General features: G+C 58.7%; 17 protein-coding genes and 2 rRNA genes. 10 read left to right on the forward strand and 9 right to left on the reverse strand.

The genetic code is table 11. The annotated features are described in order from the left end of the window. Window positions 1-83: 83 nt before the first annotated feature. From C483_RS09400 to C483_RS09410, 3 genes are all read left to right on the forward strand, one after another. A complete protein-coding gene (locus C483_RS09400) occupies window positions 84-278 on the forward strand; it encodes a hypothetical protein (protein WP_152419860.1) in 195 nt (64 codons plus the stop codon). Further along, window positions 271-1,728 carry a sodium:solute symporter family protein gene (locus C483_RS09405; protein WP_006653123.1) on the forward strand — a complete coding sequence of 486 codons (1,458 nt, stop codon included), beginning with the start codon at window positions 271-273 and terminating at the stop codon, window positions 1,726-1,728. Before C483_RS09400 ends, C483_RS09405 begins: the two co-directional genes overlap by 8 nt. A gap of 111 nt (window positions 1,729-1,839) precedes the next feature. Further along, window positions 1,840-3,075, forward strand: coding sequence for a Zn-dependent hydrolase (locus tag C483_RS09410; RefSeq protein WP_006653124.1), 1,236 nt, complete (start codon window positions 1,840-1,842; stop codon window positions 3,073-3,075). 78 nt (window positions 3,076-3,153) lie between these two features. Here C483_RS09410 and C483_RS09415 read toward each other — a convergent pair whose 3' ends face one another. Together C483_RS09415 and C483_RS09420 are read right to left on the reverse strand one after the other, a co-directional pair. Then, window positions 3,154-3,648 (reverse strand): Lrp/AsnC family transcriptional regulator, encoded by a 495-nt coding sequence (locus C483_RS09415; RefSeq protein WP_006653125.1) that lies wholly within the window; start codon window positions 3,646-3,648, stop codon window positions 3,154-3,156. A 96-nt stretch (window positions 3,649-3,744) separates the two neighbouring features. Further along, window positions 3,745-5,091, reverse strand: a complete 1,347-nt coding sequence (locus C483_RS09420) for an aminotransferase family protein (RefSeq protein ID WP_006653126.1) — start codon at window positions 5,089-5,091, stop codon at window positions 3,745-3,747. 176 nt (window positions 5,092-5,267) lie between these two features. On the opposite strand from C483_RS09420, the gene mmsA reads away from it, so the two are divergent. Further along, window positions 5,268-6,749 carry a CoA-acylating methylmalonate-semialdehyde dehydrogenase gene (gene mmsA / locus C483_RS09425; RefSeq protein ID WP_006653127.1) on the forward strand — a complete coding sequence of 494 codons (1,482 nt, stop codon included), beginning with the start codon at window positions 5,268-5,270 and terminating at the stop codon, window positions 6,747-6,749. A gap of 1 nt (window position 6,750) precedes the next feature. Next, window positions 6,751-8,073: an aspartate aminotransferase family protein gene (locus C483_RS09430; RefSeq protein WP_006653128.1), complete on the forward strand. Its 1,323-nt coding sequence runs from the start codon at window positions 6,751-6,753 to the stop codon at window positions 8,071-8,073. A gap of 464 nt (window positions 8,074-8,537) precedes the next feature. Here the strand turns inward: C483_RS09430 and C483_RS09435 are convergent, their stop codons facing one another. The 4 genes from C483_RS09435 to C483_RS09450 all read right to left on the reverse strand — a co-directional run bounded on the left by C483_RS09435 (window position 8,538) and on the right by C483_RS09450 (window position 11,474). Continuing rightward, window positions 8,538-9,164 (reverse strand): RAD55 family ATPase, encoded by a 627-nt coding sequence (locus C483_RS09435; protein WP_006653129.1) that lies wholly within the window; start codon window positions 9,162-9,164, stop codon window positions 8,538-8,540. Between the two features lie 196 nt (window positions 9,165-9,360). Continuing rightward, a complete protein-coding gene (locus C483_RS09440) occupies window positions 9,361-9,954 on the reverse strand; it encodes a hypothetical protein (RefSeq protein WP_152419861.1) in 594 nt (197 codons plus the stop codon). Window positions 9,955-10,188: 234 nt separating this feature from the next. Continuing rightward, entirely contained in the window at window positions 10,189-10,962 is a 774-nt protein-coding gene (locus C483_RS09445; RefSeq protein ID WP_006653131.1) for a hypothetical protein, read from the reverse strand. Between the two features lie 14 nt (window positions 10,963-10,976). Next, a complete protein-coding gene (locus C483_RS09450) occupies window positions 10,977-11,474 on the reverse strand; it encodes a DUF7344 domain-containing protein (RefSeq protein WP_049912535.1) in 498 nt (165 codons plus the stop codon). A gap of 505 nt (window positions 11,475-11,979) precedes the next feature. Here C483_RS09450 and C483_RS09455 point away from each other — a divergent pair. From C483_RS09455 to C483_RS09470, 4 genes are all read left to right on the forward strand, one after another. Continuing rightward, complete coding sequence (locus C483_RS09455; RefSeq protein WP_006653133.1) at window positions 11,980-12,510, forward strand: hypothetical protein; 531 nt, start codon at window positions 11,980-11,982, stop codon at window positions 12,508-12,510. Window positions 12,511-12,661: 151 nt separating this feature from the next. Then, window positions 12,662-13,900 carry a CARDB domain-containing protein gene (locus C483_RS09460; RefSeq protein WP_006653134.1) on the forward strand — a complete coding sequence of 413 codons (1,239 nt, stop codon included), beginning with the start codon at window positions 12,662-12,664 and terminating at the stop codon, window positions 13,898-13,900. A 214-nt stretch (window positions 13,901-14,114) separates the two neighbouring features. After that, entirely contained in the window at window positions 14,115-15,269 is a 1,155-nt protein-coding gene (locus tag C483_RS09465) for a S26 family signal peptidase (RefSeq protein ID WP_006653135.1), read from the forward strand. 164 nt (window positions 15,270-15,433) lie between these two features. Next, window positions 15,434-16,753: a DUF5305 domain-containing protein gene (locus C483_RS09470; protein ID WP_006653136.1), complete on the forward strand. Its 1,320-nt coding sequence runs from the start codon at window positions 15,434-15,436 to the stop codon at window positions 16,751-16,753. Window positions 16,754-17,018: 265 nt separating this feature from the next. Here the strand turns inward: C483_RS09470 and C483_RS09475 are convergent, their stop codons facing one another. After that, window positions 17,019-17,648, reverse strand: coding sequence for a response regulator transcription factor (locus tag C483_RS09475; protein WP_049912531.1), 630 nt, complete (start codon window positions 17,646-17,648; stop codon window positions 17,019-17,021). 289 nt (window positions 17,649-17,937) lie between these two features. On the opposite strand from C483_RS09475, the gene C483_RS09480 reads away from it, so the two are divergent. Then, the gene (locus C483_RS09480; RefSeq protein ID WP_006653138.1) at window positions 17,938-19,758 is read left to right on the forward strand and encodes a PAS domain-containing protein; all 1,821 of its coding nucleotides are present in this window, start codon (window positions 17,938-17,940) and stop codon (window positions 19,756-19,758) included. A 150-nt stretch (window positions 19,759-19,908) separates the two neighbouring features. On the opposite strand, the gene rrf is transcribed toward C483_RS09480, so the two are convergent. Together rrf and C483_RS20605 are read right to left on the reverse strand one after the other, a co-directional pair. Further along, window positions 19,909-19,999, reverse strand: a 5S ribosomal RNA gene (rrf, locus tag C483_RS09485). 129 nt (window positions 20,000-20,128) lie between these two features. Further along, window positions 20,129-20,298: ribosomal RNA gene (locus C483_RS20605) — 23S ribosomal RNA — on the reverse strand; the annotation flags it as partial.

Genomic DNA, 20,298 nt, shown 5'->3' on the forward strand with positions numbered 1-20,298 from the left:
CAAGGTCGCTTATTCATAGTATCTATTTCAAAACGACCGGTACGTTTACAATAGTGTATCGTGACAGTATGTCCTGAAGTAACATGACAATAATTGGCATGCCAGAGTCGATGTTCATCGTGTTCGCACTCACGGTCATCGGTGGCAGTCTCGGTGCAATTCATTACACGGTCGTACACGTACTCCTGGGGAAACCGTTCGCAGACGAAGAGGGGGAACAAACGGGCGGAACAAAACCGACAGACGCGCTCGCAGAACGAGGTGAGGGAGATGATTGAGGCTGGAATGAGTGACGTCAATCCCTACTATCTTGGTGCGTTCGTGCTGTACCTGGTGCTCGTACTCGGGATCGGTGTCTGGGGGTATACACGAACGGAGAACGTGCTCGATTTCTGGGTGTTTGGACAGGGAATGGGGCCCACACTGGCGACGTGGTCGCTGATCGCGAACTTCGTCAGTTCCGTCAGCGTCATCGGCTTCATCGGTGCCGTCTACGTCGAAGGGTATTCGCTGATGACACACACGATTCTCGGCCTTATGGTCGGGATCAGTGGGTTGTACTTCGTCGTCGGCAAAATACGTGCACTCGACGTGTTAACACTGCCAGATCTCGTCGCAGAGGTAACCGGCTACAGAGTTGCGCGACCGATCTCGGGCTCTGTCCTCCTCGCAAACGCCTGGCTGTACCTGATCATGCAACTCGTCGGGGCGAGTCTGCTGATTACGGCGATCACCGGTGTTCCCTACGAGTACATGGTCTGGGTCATCGGTGCCGTATTCATCCTGTACACTGTACTGGGTGGACTCGTCAGCGTCGCCTGGACCGACCTCGTACAGGGCCTGTTGATGGTCGGTGCAGTGTTGATCACACTGGCGTACATGACGTTCGATATCGGCAGTTTCTCCGCGATTAGCGCCGAATTCGCTGCCGTCGACGAGGCGTTTGTCCACCCGACGTACGACGGCACGTACACGGCAATCGCAATCGCTGCCTCGCTCATCGCGTTCTTTGGGACGATCTTTACAGAACAGAACAACATCGTTCGAATCGCTGCAACCAAGGACATTCGAACGGCAAAGATTCATCTAGCTGCAGCGGGCGTCGTCCTGTCAGTCTTCTACTCGCTGCTCATCGTCCTCGGCGGCGCAACGACGGTGGCACTGTTCGACGCTGGACTCACCGTCGACGATCCGGACGCAGCCTTCCCTGTCCTGATCACCGACTACGTCCCAACTGAGATCGGTGTCATCATCATTCTCGCGGTGATGAGTGCCATCCTCTCGACGACAGACACTCGTCTGCACGCGACCGGCATCACGACCGCTCGCGACCTGTATCAGTACTTCAAGCCACAGGCAGGGGAAGAACGACTGATGAAAGTATCCCGGATTGCGACGGTCGTCTTCGGCGTGACGGCGACCGCCGTCGCGGTGAATCCACCGGGAACGATCATCGAACTGTACAACCTGCGTGCGGTATTGCTCACGAGTGCGTTCCTCATCCCAGTTTACCTCGCGATCTACTGGACTGACCTGGACGGGCGGGCAGTGGTCGGCGCAGTTACCGCAGGTGCACTTCTGGGCCTCGGGACAGATCTCATCGCCGGCGGAATTGGGCCGGTTCCAGCAGTCTTCATCGGCCTTGGCGTCGCGACAATTGTCCTGCTCGTCGGCCACTACCTGTTCGGACAGGAAGCGACCCCAGACACCAGTCCGATGAGCGACTAGCCGCCTGCTCGAATCAGGCGACCTGAAACGGGCGGGAATGCAACCGCGGATTTTCCCGCTTCAGACGTAGACAGCAGCGACTCCCAACACAACGACTCTCAACGAACACCAATGACACTCCAACTCGACACGGACCGCTTCGTCGCAACAATGGAAGAACAGGCCGCAATCGGTGCAACACCCGACGACGGACTCCACCGACTCGCCCTCACCGACGCCGACAAGGAGATCCGCGACTGGTTCGTCGACCAACTCACCGATCTCAACCTCACCGTCCGAATCGACGAGTTCGGTAATATCTTCGGTCGCCGGCAGGGAACCAATCCCGACGCCAATCCCGTCCTCATCGGCTCACACCTCGACTCCCAGCCTAATGGCGGTATCTACGACGGCCAACTGGGTGTCGTCACCGCACTTGAGTTCCTCCGCACACTCGAGGACGAGGGAATCGAGACGAGACGTCCGATCGAGATCGTGAACTGGACCAACGAGGAGGGATCGCGCTTCCAGCCGGCGATGCAGGGAAGCGGTGTCTGGGCCGGCGCACACGCACTTGAAGCGGAATACCAGAAAACCGACCGGGCAGGGACCGCGGTACGAGAGGAACTCGAGCGGATCGGCTATCTGGGCGAATCCCCTGCGGAGCCCACGGAGCCCTACGACTCGTATCTCGAGTTGCACATCGAGCAGGGACCGCGGCTGGAGCGCGCTGGCGCGAACGTTGGCATCGTAACGGGCATCGTCGGGTTCACATGGGGTGAGGTGACGTTCACTGGAGAGGCAGATCATTCGGGACCGACACCGATGGACCACCGACGGGATGCGCTCGTCGCGGCGGCCGACTTCATTACCGCCGTGCGTCGGTTGCCGGGAACGCTCGGCGAGGCGACAGTCGGTACCGTCGGCGCGGTCGATGTCTCACCGAACTCGATCAACGTGATCCCGAACGAGGTGACCGTCACGTGGGACGTTCGCGACGGAGACGACGCGGTCGTTGAACAAGCGGCACAGCGTGCACGACAGGAAGCGGCGGCCGCCGCGACACGGGAGGGCGTCGAGTACGAAGTGAGCGACCGGATGCGCGCCCCGAGTATTTCGTTCGCCGACCGGACAGTGTCGGCAGTGACGGCAGCGGCGGATGAGATGGCGGACTGTCGAGCGATCGAACTCGAGAGCGGTGCCGGTCACGACGCGACACATCTGACGTCCGTCTGTGATACTGGCATGGTCTTCGCGGTGAGCGAGGACGGCAAAAGTCACTCGCCGGCGGAGTATACGAGTTGGGACGACTGCTGTCAGGCGGCAACGGTGTTTGCGAACGCTGCGTTGCAGTTGGCAACGGAGTGACTGAGTGGCGGACGAGCGGTAAGCGGTGAGCGGATGAAAAAGTGAGTAACGAACGACTGCGCGTTCGCCTGCTCGCTCTTACTCGACGACCTGATCGACCATCTCGTCGGACATATTATCGATGAGCTGACCGCCAGTCTCGAGTTCCTGAATTACGAATCGCGAGGACGTCTCGTTGACGCCGTCGATCTCGACGATATCGTCGATCAGCGCGTGCATCTGATCGTGGTTTTGAACCCGTGAAATGACGATGAAGTCGACATCGCCCATCATGTAGTAGACGTGGTTTACGCCGTCGATCTCGGTGAGCGATTCGCCGACGTCTTCGGCGTAGCCGCTCTCGTGGGAGACGGTCACCTCCGTAAACAGGAGCATGCTGAGATCCAGCGCATGCGGGTCCACATCTGCGGAGATGGTGGTGATCACGTCGCTCTGCTTCAAATTCGTCACGCGGTAGTGAATTGCAGACTTCGAGAGCCCAAGCTCGTCGGAGAGCTCCTCGAGATTCTTGTCGTCAGACTTCTCGAGACGCTTCAAAATCTCGATGTCTGTTTCGTCGAGGTCAACGTCCATTTTTCTACTCTTTGGTGAGGTTGTAGTTAAATGTCATTACTTGCGGCGGGTGGTGTGACCCGGAGACAATACCCACCCATAATCCACAGACACTCGTTACCCGTCCATGGCTGCGTCAGACACCTCGAGTGCGTCATCGAGGACCGAGACCGCTTCGTCGATATCCGATTCGGTGATCGTCAGCGGCGGCGCGATGATCAGCGTGTTGATCATGTTCGCGACGTAGACGCCACCGTCGGACGCAGCGGCCGCAACCTCGTCGACGACGGTGGAGCCCTTCGAAATCTTGTCGTCGCGGGTGCCGAACGGCACACGCTCGTCTGGGTCGCGGGTCAGTTCGATGCCACGGAAGAGACCGACGCCGCGAGTGTCGCCGACGCTCGGGTGCGCTTCGGCGAGCTCCTCAAGTCGGTCGCCGAGATAGGAGCCGACCTCGCTTGCGTGCTCGATGAGGTTCTCCTCCTGGTAGGTCTCGACCGCGGCGAGTCCGGCCGCGCAGGCGACCGGGTGGCCGGCGTAGGTGTGGCCGTGACAGAACAGTTCGTCCTCGAAGTGGTCCGCGATTTCGGGCGTCACGATCGTCGCGCCGAGCGGCGCGTATGCGCCGGAGAGCCCTTTGGCCATCGTCATGATGTCCGGCTGCACGTCGAAGACGTCACAGCCGAACCACTCGCCGGTGCGGCCGAAGCCGGCCATCACTTCGTCGCAGATGAGCAGTGCATCGTGCTCGTGGGCGATCTCCTTGAGTCGCGGCAGGTACTCCTCCGGCGGGACGAGAATGCCGTTCGAGCCGACGATCGGTTCGACGAGAATCGCTGCGACAGTGTCGCCCTCGAGCATCAGCATCTCGTCGATGTACTCGAGGCTCTCCATTGGATCGAGCGTCGAGCCGTAGGCGTAGGGGTCGGGTGCCTTGATCGTTCCGGGGATACCGGGTTCGCCGGCGAGTCGCCGCGGATCGCCCGTGACGCTGATCGAGCCGGCGGTCGCGCCGTGATAGGAGCGATAGCGCGAGATGATCTTCTGTTTGCCCGTGTACATCCGCGCGATTTTGATCGCGGCTTCGACGGCCTCGGTACCGCTGGTCGAGAAGAACGTCTTCGAGAGGTCGCCCGGCGTTACCTCGGCGAGTTTCTCGCCGAGTTTCGCGCGCGCTTCGGTCGCGAATCCGGGCGCGAAGTACGCACCCTCGCGGGCCTGCTCCGCGATGGCATCCGCAACGCCGTCAGCGGAGTGGCCGAGATTCGAGCACATGAGCTGGCCCGAAAAGTCGATCCACTCGCTACCGTGTGCATCCTGGAAACGGACGCCCTCGCCGCCGACGATTTCCGTCGGATCGACTTCGCTCTGATAGGACCACGTGCCGAAGACGTACTCCTTGTCGAGACGTTCGACATCGGTGCGTTCGTCGCCTGCAGTCGTTGCAGTATCGTCGCCTGTCATTCTTTCGCAAAGGTACGAAAGCATCAGGCATTAATCTTTCCCGTCTGAGAAAAATTCGAGTTATAATTCCTGATTAGAACACATATTGGAGAACTCTATTCGAGTAGAAAACCACTATTTGGAAATATTTCCCCATTCTCCGAAGCATTTATTTCGGCCCTTGCGGTATGTCCGCTATGGTCGAACTCGACTCGTTAGGAGAGGCGGATACGGTTCGAAACTACGTCGGCGGCGACTGGGTAACGCCCGAAAGCGACGAAGAACTGGTGACGACGGACCCCGCAACCGGTGAGGAACTGGGCCGGGTACCGTTCAGTTCGACGGACGACGTGGACGACGCTGTCCGAACGGCGAACGACGCGTTCGAAGACTGGTCCGGACGTCCCGTCGAGGAGCGAATCCAGCCGCTGTTCGAACTGAAGTCCCTGCTCGAGGAGAACCTCGAGGAGCTCGCGGAGATCCTCGTGCAGGATCACGGGAAAACGCGAGCAGAAGCGCGCGGCGAACTCCGCCGCGGCATCGAGAACGTCGAGGTCGCCTGCGGCATTCCGTCGATGATGCAGAGCGGCACGCTGCTGAACGCCGCCCCGGAAATCGACGAGAGTGCAGTCAGAAAGCCACTCGGGACGTTCGCCGCGATTACGCCGTTTAACTTCCCCGGCATGATCCCGCTCTGGTTCCTCCCCTACGCGGTCGCGACCGGAAACAGTTTCATTCTCAAGCCGAGCGAGCAGGACCCGCTCGTCACCCAGAAACTCTTCGAACTCATCGACGAGGCCGGCTTCCCGGACGGCGTCGTCCAGCTCGTCAACGGCGGCAAGGACACCGTCAACGCCCTGATCGACCACGACGGAATCGAGGGCATCTCGTTCGTCGGTTCCACCCCGATCGCAAAGCTCGTCTACGAGCGGGCAGCCGCGAACGGCAAGCGCGTCCAGGCCCAGGGTGGCGCGAAGAACCACATCGTCGTGACGGAAACGGCTGATCTCGAGTTCGCCGCCGAGAAGACGGTTTCCTCGGCCTGCGCCTGTGCCGGCGAGCGCTGTCTTGCAAACGACGTCGTCCTCGTCGAAGAGTCGGTGTACGACGAGTTCGCCGACCTCGTCGTCGCGGAAGCCGAAGCTCAGACGGTCGGCTACGGACTGGATGACGGAACGGATATCGGCTCGCTCATCAGCGAGGAACACGAGACGACAGTTCGTAACTACATCCAGACCGGTATCGAAGAGGGCGCAACGATGCTGCGTGACGGCCGAGACGCCAGCGTCGACGGCTACGACGAGGGGAACTTCGTCGGCCCGACCGTCTTCGGGGACGTAACCGAAGACATGGTCATCTCCCAGGAGGAAATTTTCGGTCCGGTACTCGCACTCGACGCCGTCGAGTCGGTCGACGCCGCAATCGAACGCATGAACGCGAGCCAGTTCGGAAACGCCGCGAGCCTGTTCACCGGCAGCGGCGCTGACGCCCAGAAGTTCCGCCACCAGGCCGAAATCGGGAACATCGGCGTCAACGTCGGCACGTCGGCTCCGATGGCCTTCTTCCACTTCGGCGGCTGGAAGGACTCGTTCTTCGGCGACCTACACGCCCAGGGCGAGGACATGATCCAGTTCTACACGGACAAAGCGATCTACATCGAGCGCTGGCCGGACGCCTAAGATGACGACACCTGCTGAGGAAACGGCGCTGTCCGACGAACTCGAACAGTCGTACGTCGAGTCGACGCCGCGGTCCCGGGAGCTCGCCGAGCGAGCGCGAGACGTGATGCCGGGCGGCGATACGCGCTCGGTGACCTACGTCCGGCCGTATCCGTCGTACGTCGAATCGGCACACGGCGCGCAACTCGAGACGGTCGACGGAGAAACGCTCCTCGACGTGCTCAACAACTACACCCAGAGCGTGCTCGGTCACACGCCAGAGCCGGTCGTTGACGACGTCTGCACCCGATTCCGGGCGGGGAACGGCGTTGCAGCACCGACGGAGCCAGCGGTCGAACTCGCGGAACTGCTCGTCGGCCGCGTCCCGTCAGTCGAGCAGGTCCGATTCTGTAATTCGGGCACCGAAGCGACGATGAACGCGATTCGCGCTGCGATGGCCTGGACCCAAAACGAACGCGTCTGTAAGATCACCGGTGGCTACCACGGAACACACGATGTCGTCGAAGTCGGCGTCGCAGACGAGGGACGAGAACACACAGGGATTCCACGGACCGCCGAACAACGAGTGCAGACGGTCTCGTACAACGACACTGACCAACTGAAAGCGACGTTCGAAGCCGTCGGGGACGACCTCGCATGTCTCATCCTCGAACCGATCCTCGGCGTCGGCGGCATGATTCCGGCGACTGACGAGTTCCTGCACACGGCACGGGATCTCACTGCCGAAACTGACACGCCACTCATCTTCGACGAGATGATGTCGTTCCGACTCGCGCCCGGCGGCGCACAGCAGCGCCGCGTGATCGAGCCGGATCTGACCGCGTTCGGGAAACTGATCGGCGGCGGGCTCCCGGTCGGTGCCGTCGGCGGCCGCGCCGACCTGATGGCACAGTTCCACCCCGAAACTGGCTCTGTCGATCACTCCGGGACGTTCAACGCAAATCCAGCGACGATGGCCGGCGGCGTCGCAACCCTTCGAGAGCTGGACGCGGACGCCATCGAGACGCTGAACCAGCAGGGAGCCGACCTTCGCACGCGGCTCCAGGAGATCGGCGACGACGCCGACCAGCCGATCACGATCACCGGCGAAGGATCGCTGTTTCAGATCCACTTCACCGACGGACCGGTCCGGGACCTCGCGTCGTCGGCGGCTGGCGACCCAGCGGCAGAACAGCTCTTCCACGAACTACGCCGCGAAGGCGTCTTCATCGCACCGCGCGGAATGGGGAACCTCTCGACGCCGATGACCGACTCGGATCTCGACCAGATTGTGACTGCGTTCGACCGGGCACTCGAGTCGATTGCTGAGAGTCCCACTCGTTGACACCCCCTCCAACAACCGGCGTTCTCCGCACCTCGTACCGAGCACCGACACTCCCCGCTCTTCAGTAATCTTCTACCACAGCCCAAAACCTCGATCCATCGCCAGAATTACATCCCACCCAGAGTTCGCCATCGTATCACTCGCTAATTCGTCGGCAGAGTGCGAGTCCACTACCGGTCCCATCATGTTCCACCCTACTATGAAATCGCTGACAACCACACGATATCGCCGGTCGATCGGCCCCGGTCGCAATGGTCGGTGGCTCACTACCAGCGTACTCGAGTACGTTCGCGATAGCATTCTGAAACACCTGGCGAAGGTGGGGTGTCGTCGCCGGAGACCGTGGTAGTTACTCGACCGTGATTTCGATATCTGCCGCCGCAATCGTCAGCAACAGGGTCTCGAGTGTCGCGTCGACCACGGGCGATGGATGAGAACAACCGAAGCGGCGTCGACTGGACGGCCTACAGTGCGAGCCCGGTCGTCGTGACGGCCGTCTCGGTGTCGTCTTCTGCGGTGACTTCGACGACCCCATCGAACAGTTGTTTGAGCGTGTTGACTGTCTGTTCGTCGTGTGCCGCGGTATCAATGAGATAGATGCCAAGTCCATCAGCGCTCTGAATCCGACCAGTGAAGACGTGCAAGAACCGAAACACGGTCTCGAGATCCGAGTACATCAACAGCGTCGAGATTGAGTGTAACATGACCCGGTTCTCGGTAAGCCCGCGTTCCTGGTAGAACTCCTGAAGGTACTCTGAAACCGTAATCCCGATGCCGGTCATATCGACGGGAGAGGAAACGTAAGAGACCTGTGAGTCGTCTTCAGGCACGCTAGCCCGTTGTTGGTTCGAAACGCAGTCAACAATGCCGACCGGCGGGTCCGATGTCTGTATTCGATCGCGAAATCCGGACCGCATGGTGTCGGCATTGTCTTTTGTCGTTACGATGATCGATCCATCCCCTCGGTCGGCCCCCTGTGCGAGAACGTCAAGCGCGAGTCGTCGCTTCCCGGTGAGTGGTGGTCCAGTCACGAGGATGTTTGTCCCGGGAGCGATTGTCGCGTCCGTCTGGACGTCCGCGAAATCATACATAATGATGCGTACCTCCGATGATTTCGACTGTCGTCACCGATCGCAATGCAGTTGTGCGAAAGTCAGTCGTACCGTTGTGGGACGCAAATATAATCTTTGTGAAGACCTTCGAATTGTCAGACACAGCGTCCTCAGCGGACGTTGACGGTATTTACCGTTCGCTATAGTTGTATTTGAACGCGACGGGATTGGAGAGCTAACGCGGTTTCTCTTCGAAGAGAAGAACGTTACTTGCTAGTCGAACGACATCGCACTGAGCGTTACTCCTCGCTGAGCGACGACGGCGTCTCCTCGGTCGTAACGATGAGGTCGTAGACCGTCGTCTCGCCGGGTGCCGATAGTGTGGATCTGCGAACTCTCCGTCAGCGATATTCGAATCTGTGACGGTCCCTTCGAAATGATCGTCGCCCAGTGACGCTTGCGGCTCAGTCTGTGGCTCAAACCAAAGTTCGATCTCGTCCCCCAACTCCTGTGACACGCCACCGAGTTGGACCGTCTCCGAACCCTGGTTACTGAGTGCAGTCATCCCCTCGAACGTCGTCTCCGCATCGAGGTTCAACCCATCGGACTCGAGTGCCTCGTCGGTAAGCGCGATTTCCGCGGTATCGCTGTCGGTCGCATAGTCGTCACGAATCTCGATCGCAAGCAATGCGCTCGAATCGCCTGTTGTCTCGATGCTCACCTGCCGTGACGCTTCGACGGAGCTGAAGGCTCCTGTGCCGAGTGCAGCGCCACCGCCAGCAATAATCGCTCCGACACCCACCAGTATAGTACGTCGCTGTAGTTTCATGCGTTTACTCACCGTAACCGCACCGGCACAACTGTGTCTGTGACAGTACGGGAGTTACAGAAGACGACTACTGCAACCCACTTTGTATTGGTTAGAGTGAAAGCCATTATAACCGAAATACGGGGGGGAATGGTGATCAGAATAGGATCAGGAACGGCTTGAACCAAAAACTACAGGGAAAGCGGCCAGAGAATGAGGCGATTGAATACCAACTTCACAACCTCACAAAGCAGGTTATAGCTCACATCCAATAGTCTCGCCTTCAGCAGTGATATCCGCGTTACCAGATATCTCAGGCGGTTCGGTGCAGATTATGTCTTCCTCAGCATACACCACACTATTGCCATCAAGACTAACGCTCCCTTCAAAAGTGATGGTACCGTTGGTACTGATCTGCGAAGTACCATCGAGTTCGACATCATCTTCGAACGTCAGATCGCCACCTGCAGCGATACCTCCATTTCCATCGAGATCTACATCTTCCTCGAACGTACCGTCGTCTTCGATATCGATATCATCGTTCCCCCCGTCAAATTCGTCGTCGTAGGACTCCTCTTCAGCGCCACACTCGATTGAAACAGTGTTCTCCGTCGTCCGGTCCGCAACGACGTGAACGTCACCACTGGCCTCGAGTGTTACTGAGATAGTAGCGGCTGTCTCTCTATCGGACTCGTCACAGGCGACGCTAACAGTATACGTCCCATCATCCTGCTCGACAATTACGTCGAGATCGGCCGTCTCGGTGCCCGCAATCGACACCGAATCGACAGTGATATCGCTGATCTGTCCGGTTGTATCCATTACCTCGAAGAGAGTTGGCTCGTTCTCGGGAGAGACTGTCGCACCATCAGAGGTGTCCGTAATTTCGAGCAGTCCCTCGTCGTCGCCGGCCGTCTGGACCATCACACCGCGGTCTGCGCTGATCGTGGCGAATCCGAACGCCGGACCGGCGAGCAACACCGTCCCGATGAGAACGAGGGCGACACCAAATAGTGTGATCGTGCGCATGAGTTGTCTCCCGTTTACGGCGGGTGTTCGACATCGCCGAGACGCATCCGGCGATTCTGTGCGACGTGAACGACAGCAGAGCCGACGAACAGCGCGACCACGAGCGTCGACCAGCCGAGTACTGACACGGTTTCCGTCGGGAGCAAGTCAAGCCAGAGGCCGGCCATCACAACCGTCGCGATGCCCGAGAGGCCACTGTAGTACAGCCCCCACGGAACCGAATCGCCAGGAACGATATCGAGGTAAATCTCGAGCGTGCTGGCCTCCTCCGTGAGTTCGATCGTTCGGTCGTCGAATCGCACCATCCCGGCTCGTTCAAGCGTTGGCAAGTGTGTCTGCTGAAGCGAGGTGTAGATTCGCTTTCGCTCTGCCGAGGTGAGCGCCTCGATCTCCGTATCCAGTTCCCAGGCAGCAACCTGCTCTGCGAGTTCGCCGAGTTCGACCGGGCGATCCTCCTGCTTGCAGTAGTGGATCACGTAGCGACGCCGGTGATTACTCAGCAGGTCGAAGATCGTGCCCTGATCGAGTGACTGGTCGTGCGTCGCTGCGTCCCCCTGGACAGAAGTGTCTGCAGTGCTTGTCTGCTGGTTGTTTGTCGATGCCGACGCCGATGCCGGTACCGATGTCGATGCCGATTCACCAGACTCGTCTGGTCGGTGTCCGGTGTCGATGTCAGTCGCCTGTCCAGAGCCAGTTGCTGTCGACTGACTCGAGTGAGTCTGCTCCGTACTCGAGTCGGAGACGTGTTCAACAGTGGATCCGGATTGTGGAGGCATAAGAACGGACAGGTTGCCTATATCTTGTGAGCGGCGACACATAACCTTTACCGAATATTACCATTTGATGGGAGTGGGGGGACTTCAGAATGGGGTTCTGAGTGTGCTTGAACGACGGTATTGCCCGGGCAGAAGAAGTTCTGGCTGCTGAATACAAAGTAGGTGGAGTCATAGAGTATGAGATACGAACTGCGCGACGACGGTCGATTGCGGAGTCGATCGCGCAGGAAAGGGACACACCATGAAAGTTAATCGACGAACCACGCTGATTGGACTGGGTACGATTGTTGCAGGCGGCGGCGCAGCACTTGGAACGGGGGCGTTTGACACGGTCGAAGCGGACCGGTCCGTTGAGGTCGAAACCACGGGAGACGGTGGTGCGCTGTTGGGGCTCGAGATTCTAAGTGACACGCTCAGCGGTGACGGAGAAGAGGACGAGGATGTCATCAAATTCGATCTCGATAACCTCAACGCTGACGCGACCACGACGTTCGAAGACGCATTGGAGATTACAAACAACGGAACGGAGCCGGTAACGGTCACGATTGAAGACGAAGGTGAAGAGAATCTCATTGGAGATGTGGACAAAGCAATGTCGTTCACTCACGACTCGTCTGATTCCGAGATCGACCTCGGGACGGACGACGAGGACGACGAGGACGAGCACCAAGCCACGCTGGCTGTCGAATTCGATCTGACCGGAGATACCGGAGAAGACGATATTCCAGACTCCATAACGATTGTAGCGACGACTGCAGAGGACGACTCATAATCCGTCGGATCTAACCTCGGGATAGCGGGCAACGACGTATCTAACGATTTGTTCGAATGTAGTAGCGAAGGAACCAATCGAGGTTGGTCCTACCTGCCGTCTAGTACGGCACACCAACCGAAAATCGGCCACAACCCAACACGAACCGGAGATGAACGGCAAACTCCTCCTCGTCTGTCTACTCGCACTCTGCATCACAGTGCCGACGGTGGCCGTCACGGTGGCAGGCGAACCAGCAGCAGAGTCTCAAACTGAGTCCCTCGCTGATGGCTCACTCTCACTCGAGTCCACGAGTCCCTACGCGATCATCGACGACACCGACGGTGCCGAGACAGGCGAACTCGAGTTGGACCTCACACAGCTCAACGACGAGGCGGTGACGATGGTCGACGAGCTGTTTGCAATCACCGCACACGATGACACCATCGAGGAAGTCGTCCTCGAGAGCGACGCGCTGACGTTCTACGAGAGTGCCACCCGGACACCGATTACGACGTCGAATCCGGTGGTACTTGAGTCGGGCGAGTCGGTGTCCGTCGGCGTGCTTGCCGATACGTCGGGCCCTGCAGACGAGTACGATGCGGAGGCGTTTACGATCGCTGTCGAAACGGCCGACGACGAGACGGAGCCACGATCGGGAGCCGACCTCACACTAACGGATGTGACGGTTTCGGATGACGGCACAGCGGGAGCGACAGGGACAGAGACGAAGCTCCAACCGGGCACACCGCTTCTCGTGACCGCGGTGTACGAAAATGTGGGAGCTGCCACTGGAAGCAAGCAATCGACACTGCACATCAACGGAACGATCGTCGAAACCAGCTCTGTGACCGCTGCTCCCGGAGAGACAGCCACCGTTCAGTTCGAGTGGTACCCCCACGCATCAGGGCCACTCGAGATCGGCGTCGGTGACGAGGACGAGCTGCTGTACAGCCAGACGGTGACCGTCGGCAAAGACAACGATTCCACACCCGAACTGACCGTCGTCGAAACGGTACTCGAGTCGGACGCAATCGACCTCGGCGAAGAAACGACTGTCCGTGCGACGGTTTCAAACACCGGGACCGAGACGGGGACGTTCACGCCCGGGCTCGCGGTCGGCGGACTTGTCGTAGACGACCGGGCCGTCTCACTCGCCCCGGGAGAGCAGACGACGGTAGAACTCACGTTCAGCATGGACGAACGCGGAACGTACGAACTGGCAGTTGCAGGCGAGTCAGTAGGAACGGTGACGGTTGGTGAGGGCATCAACGGTGTACTCACACCGCTGTCTGCGACGGAATTCGCCGCACCAACAGTCGTTGCAGCAGTCCCACCAACGGCGCTGACGCTGTTTCTCGTCTGGTACGGTGGTGCCGGAAAGATTACGTCGATTCGGTCGCATCGATGAACAGTATTGAGCACACAACGGTCGGTGAGCAGGACGAGCAGATGATCTCGATGACCAGGAGAGCACTCAGAACCTGCTGCATCTGCAGGTGGTCACGATGACGGGGACGGCGATGGTCACGGCCAGGACCACAGTCACGGTCACGGCCACGACCACGACCACGAACACCTGGCAGAACGACAGCTGGTCACGACCAACTCACGACCACTGACCAATGCGAGCACTGCTGCAACGAGCACTCGGCTTCGTGCTGGCGCTCGTTGTCGTTTCGTTGTTGCTCGGCCAACTGCTCGGCCAGCCGATCCTGCTTGGCTACGTCGCAACCGGAAGCATGGAGCCAACGATGAACGCAGGTGACGGCTTCATCGCCGTCCCAAGCGCCGTCTCCGGTCCGCCAGCGGAGGGCGATGTCGTTGTCTTCGATGCAGTCGAACTTCACGGGGGAGAACTCACCACGCATCGCGTGCTCGAGGAAACCGATGACGGCTACGTTACGGCCGGTGATGCGAACCCGTTCACCGACCAGGACGCCACCGAGCCACCGGTTAGCGACGGGCAGATCGTCGCCCACGCGCTGCAGATCAACGGTGATGTCGTTACGATTCCGTATCTCGGCTCGATCATCATGGGGGTGCAGTCGATCGTCGAAACCGCAGTCGGAACCGTCACAGCGACGGTCGGCGTCACAGCCGCGTTCGACGCCGACAACGCCGGTGCGCTGCTCGTCGGTGTCGGAACTGCACTCCTCGGGTTTGGCGTCCTACTCGAGACAGTTGGGCCAGGGAAACGAGACACGCGGCGGTCGCGAAGCCGTCCGAACATGCTCGGTATCTGGACGACGATCGGACTGGTCTTGCTCGTCTTCGTCACGTTCGCAACGGCGTCGATGGTGATCCCCTCGGGGACGATTGCGTTCGGTGTCGGAAGTGCAACGACGCCCGGTGACAACCCACAGGTCGTTGCACCCGGAGAGTCCGTCGAGATCGAACACGAAACCGAAAATTCGGGCTATCTCCCGGTCGTTGTCACACGGGATGCAAGCCACGAGACAGTGTCTGCAACCCCAGAGAGGCAAACGGTCTCGCCGCGGAGTTCCGAAACAGCAACGTTCACTGCGGTTGCCCCGGACGAAACTGGCGAGTATACCCGCCACGTGGAAGAAAACCGGTATCTGTTGGTATTACCGCCGACACTGCTGGTCTGGCTGCATAGCCTCCACCCGCTCGTCGCGATCGCGGCGGTCAACGGCATGATCGTTGCTGTGACCGTTACCATCATGGTCGCCCTCTTTGGGACGACAGATCTGCGACTCCGAAATCCAGGCGCGAACGTCTCTATGCTCACACGCCTTCGACGGAAATTCCGGTAGTGACCGTCATCTATCGCTGTATTGAACCAGTATCATTATGAGTGTCGACTTGTAGATATGCATACGAATTTCACGTCACTGTGTGCGTGACAGGAGTCCCTGGCACGAGGGACCAACGGGACGCAGTTGTCGGCGAAAAGGCGACAAAAAAGGGGGACGCTACGATGATCGACAATCCACGGTTCGACCTCATTGCTGCCAGACACGGACAGCGACTCGTAGTGGCGCTTCTCGTCGTCGGTATCGCCCTTCTCGTGCTCACAGGGTGGGTAATCGCAACGCCGTCGACGACCACAGTAACACAGGAAGTCGGTGAGGAACGCATCGAAACCGATGTCACGACCAACGCCACCGTCGTGCAGGATGGCCTCTGGGAACGTGGAACGACACTCGAGTCGAGTCCGGTCTACACGTACAACGATACGCCCGAGTTGACGATTACGGCAGCGACGACGGCTACCGATTCCGGTGCGCCACTCGATGAAGTAACCGTGACACACGAACTGGCACTGGTCTACGAGGCCGAGCGGGACGGGGAGGTGTTCTGGAGCGACCGCGAGGTACTGCACAACGAGACCACAGCCACTGACGATGGACAGGTACGCACGGCGACGACCGTCGACGTCCGGGAGATTCGCGAGCGAACACTCGAGTTGGAAGAGACACTCGACGGTGTCGGTGACGTGTCGGTCTCGATCAGTGCGGAGACGGTGTACGAGACGGGATCGAACAGCGGGACAGACGACGATGCGGTGCCACTGGCACTCACCGGGAGTGCATACTGGCTCGATGGGACCCACGAAATCACGGAGACGACGCCCGAGACGGCACCAGTCGAGGTACAGGAGTCACCGAATACAGTGGCTGTTGGTGTGGGTGCACTCCTTGCCGCACTCTCGCTGGGTGGGGCTGCACTCGTGGCGTCGCGCTCAGGCGTGGACGTCTCAGACGCTCGCAAACGGATTCACGAACGACGCTACGACGAGTGGATCTCGACGGGATCGATACCGATGTGGATCGGTGAACACCACCTCGAACTCGATACGCTCGAAGACGTCGTCGACGTCGCAATCGACACGAACGAACGCGTGGTTCACGATACACAGCGCGATCTGTTTGCGGTCGTCAACGACGATGTCGTCTACTACTACAGCGATCGCGGTGGCTGGGGTGAAACGGCATGGCCAACAGTCGAGATCAACCACGACGACGAGACGGCTGGCTCAGGGGCAGTGGACCACCAGCAAGCACACGCACAGTCCGGTCATGGCTCACCCGGAATTCCGGGCGATGAGTCTGCAACGTCGCACGGACACGAGGAAGCACCGGACAGTGTGCGTGGACAGGGGAGTGATGAGCAACGCAGCCAAGCGGAGACCGACACAGCAGGGACACCAGCGTCTGATAGCGAGCGTGACTCCGCACCACTCTCGAAATCGGATCTTCCGGACCCAGACGACGATGACGCCTGGGAACAAATCTGAGTGCCGACAGGCCACCGTTCTAGTGAGAAGAACGGGGTTGTCCGCGCCGGAGTCAGTAACTGCCACTCAGAACAGAACGCGAAGCGGCGAGAGTTCAGCGGGAAACCCAACGCTACGCCAAAGGAACGCCAGTAAGTCAGTACTATACAGTGCTCGTTGATCCGATGAAACGTCTATCCCAGCGATTTGCACCGACCGTGAGTTTCACGTCTCACACTAAATAAAGAAATCGTACTCCCAACTACTGTTGAGGACGAGATCAGCGTCAATCCGACCCAGGTGGCCGAGACCCAACACCATCTGAACCGGCGTCGAGATCGCGAAAGACATCCGCAAAGTCCGTGTGGCTCTCGAGGCGCGAGATCGTTCGGTCGGTTTCTGCGGCAACGTCGTCGATTCGCGCGATCAACTCCTGATACGCCGCATTTTCGTTGAGTTCGTGCTCAGCCTTTTCCTTTTCGAGGAGCGCCCGCTTCGAGACGAGCGAGTAGTACTCACGGACAGACGACTCGTAGGCAGCCCGCTCGAGGACATCCTCGACGCTGGCGAGGAGTTCATCCTTAGAGACCGGCTTGACAAGGTAGTCGTCGAACCCCATCTCGATGATATCGAAATCGGGATCGACAGCCGTCACCATCATTACTCGGGTATCGTACCCCTGTGATCGGATCGTCGCAAGCACATCATCGCCCGACTGCTCCGGCATTCGCCGGTCCAGCAGGACGAGATCGACCGATTCACTGACCTTCTCGAGTGCCTCTTCCCCGCTATAGGCAGTGCTAACAGACCACTTCGACGCCAACCAGCCTTCGAAGAGATCCGCAAGTCGTGGCTCGTCGTCGACGACGAGCACCTCAGACACCTCACCCGGCGGAGAGCCATTTCGTTCCGTCATTGGTCATGCGCCTGGCAAGTGAATGGCAGTACTGGGTTATAAATCTCATGACCGATTTGACGATCCGGGAACGTATAGCGGCAACATTTGGCCGTGGTATAAGTTATACTGCCGCAATCGACATAACTACAACAATCTAACAAAATATTCTTTCTGACAACAATCCGGCTCTCTGCCGGTCTATTTTCGATAACAAATGATACATATTGGCCGTATAATATATAATAGATTCGTCTAAACACAGTGGTAGTATCCACCTCGCAAACTCGGGCTATTCACCTAGTAAGCAATGACTAGCATCCCCTCTGCACTCCATGATCTCGCCGAAACTGCAACCGTGTTGCAGGTCGGGGCTGGCCGCCCGCTGACGTCGTATCCCACCGTTCATACCGTTGCGGACGTCTTTCTTACCGTCCAGCGGGAATCGAACCCCTCTGACGCACTCGCCCGTCTCGAAACGACATCAGTCGACTGTGTTGTTACCAATCACAACCCACCAACTCTGGACGCACTCGAGTTGCTCACGACAATACGAGACGACCATCCAGCACTCCCAGTGATCCTATTTCCGGACGATGGGAGCGAAGCACTCGCAAGTGAGGCAATCGCCGCTGATGTCACTGGATACGTCCCACAATCGAGTGCCACTGCCGGCCACCAACTCGTCGAGCAAATCGCAGAAGCGACGACAGCGTATGAGCACCGACAGCTGCGCCACCAGCTAGACCAGAATCCGGCTGTGTTACTCGAACGAATCTCCGATGGGATCATCGTTCTCGATGAGACGTGGGCAGTCACGTACGCAAACGACGGCGCACAGGAGTTTTTCCAGCGGCCATCGTCCGAACTGATCGGCCAGCGGCTACAGGACCTCGTACCAGAAGTCGTCGAAACAACGTTTTACGACCACTACCGTGACGTGATGGCCAACGGCGGCTCAAAACGAATCGAAGAGTACTACGAGCCCCTCGATCGCTGGTACGCCGAATACATATATCCGACAGGAAACGGGCTCACGATTATATTCGAAAATATCACAGCCAAAAAAGAGCGCCAACTCGAACTCGAGGAGACGACAGCACAACTACACGGACTCCTCGACAGTATCGAAGCAGCGATCTGGATTCGAGATACCGACAGCCAGTTCGTCCTCCTCAACCAGGAGTACCGAACCCGATACGGAATCGACCCTACCGAACCCATCGCCGGCAAACCGCCAGAAGCGCTGTTCCCCGACGACGTTGCAGCAGAAATCCGTGTCCACGATCAGCATGTACTCGAACAAGGATCCTCACAGACGTTCGAAGAAAAACGCCTCACTAGCGCGGGCTATCGAACGTATCTCACCAGAATCACTCCTCTGTTCGACGACGACGGAACCCTCTATGCGACCTGTGGTGTCTCCTCTGAAATCACGGAGCAAAAACGAACAGAGCAACATCTAGACGTCCTCAATCGCATCCTCCGCCACAATCTGCGCAACGATATGCAGATTATCCACGGCTATGCCACAGAACTGGTGGCATCGCTCGAGGAACCGGAACGAGCAGTTGCCGAACAGATCCAACAGCAATCAACCGAACTCACCGACCTCGCACACGATGCAGGAGCCGTCAACCGACTCCTCTCCCAACCACTTGACATGCAATCCATCTCGCTCCAGAGCGTACTCACGGCTGTTGTCACCGACCTACGGGCAACCTATCCAGAGGCGATTCTCCGTCTCGACGTGCCACCATCCGCAACCGTCGCTGCCGACAGACAACTTCTCACACTCGTCTGCAAGCATGCCCTCGAAAACGGCATCGAACACACCGAGACTGACCCGCCAGAAGTACACGTGACAACGGCACCCACCGAAGGGGCACGTCTCGAACTGCTTATCACCGACAACGGCCCCGGAATCCCCACCCGTGACCGAACGGCAGTACTCGAGGAAACCATCTCGACGACCACTCATAGCAGTGGCCTCGGCTTATGGATCATGAAATGGGGAATTACCAGACTCGGCGGTACTCTCACGATCGATCACTGCGGCGAACAGGAACAGGAACAGGAGCAAGGTACTCGAGTCAGTTTGGAACTGCGAACTGACATTGACAGCGATTAACTGGAGACGGAGGAGGTCTCGCAGGGAGATATCATAACAGTTGTTTCGATAGTATAAACCCGAGAGAGCTGTTGCTGAACGGTTGAAATTATGCAAAACGCCCCACAGAGCAGGTGCTCTGCGGAGCGTGAGTATGAATTGAAGTATGAATGAGGGCGGCGAATCGGCTCTCCCAGAGGGNGGGCTTATCTTCCGTGTTCGGGATGGGTACGGGAGGAACCCCGCCGCGATGGCCGCCTAAACGCTGATCCACGGAATCGAACCGTGACTATCTGACACCAGTATCAGTGGTCTCCGATGACCGTGTCGTACGTGTAGTCCAGTTTGCGTCCGGACCCGTTCTCGCGTCACGGATCCAATGCGATATGTATGAATGTGTGGCTTGGCCGATTAGTGCTCGCGGGCTCAACGCCTCGTTGCCTTGGCGCGTACACCCCGAGTCTATCGATCTCGTCTTCTACGAGTGGCCTCAGTGGCTCCTCTTTTCCAGGTGGGTTTCGAGCTTAGATGCGTTCAGCTCTTACCCCGTGGTGCGTGGCT

The sequence above is a fragment of the Natrialba hulunbeirensis JCM 10989 genome (assembly GCF_000337575.1).
Taxonomy (GTDB): Archaea; Halobacteriota; Halobacteria; order Halobacteriales; family Natrialbaceae; genus Natrialba; species Natrialba hulunbeirensis.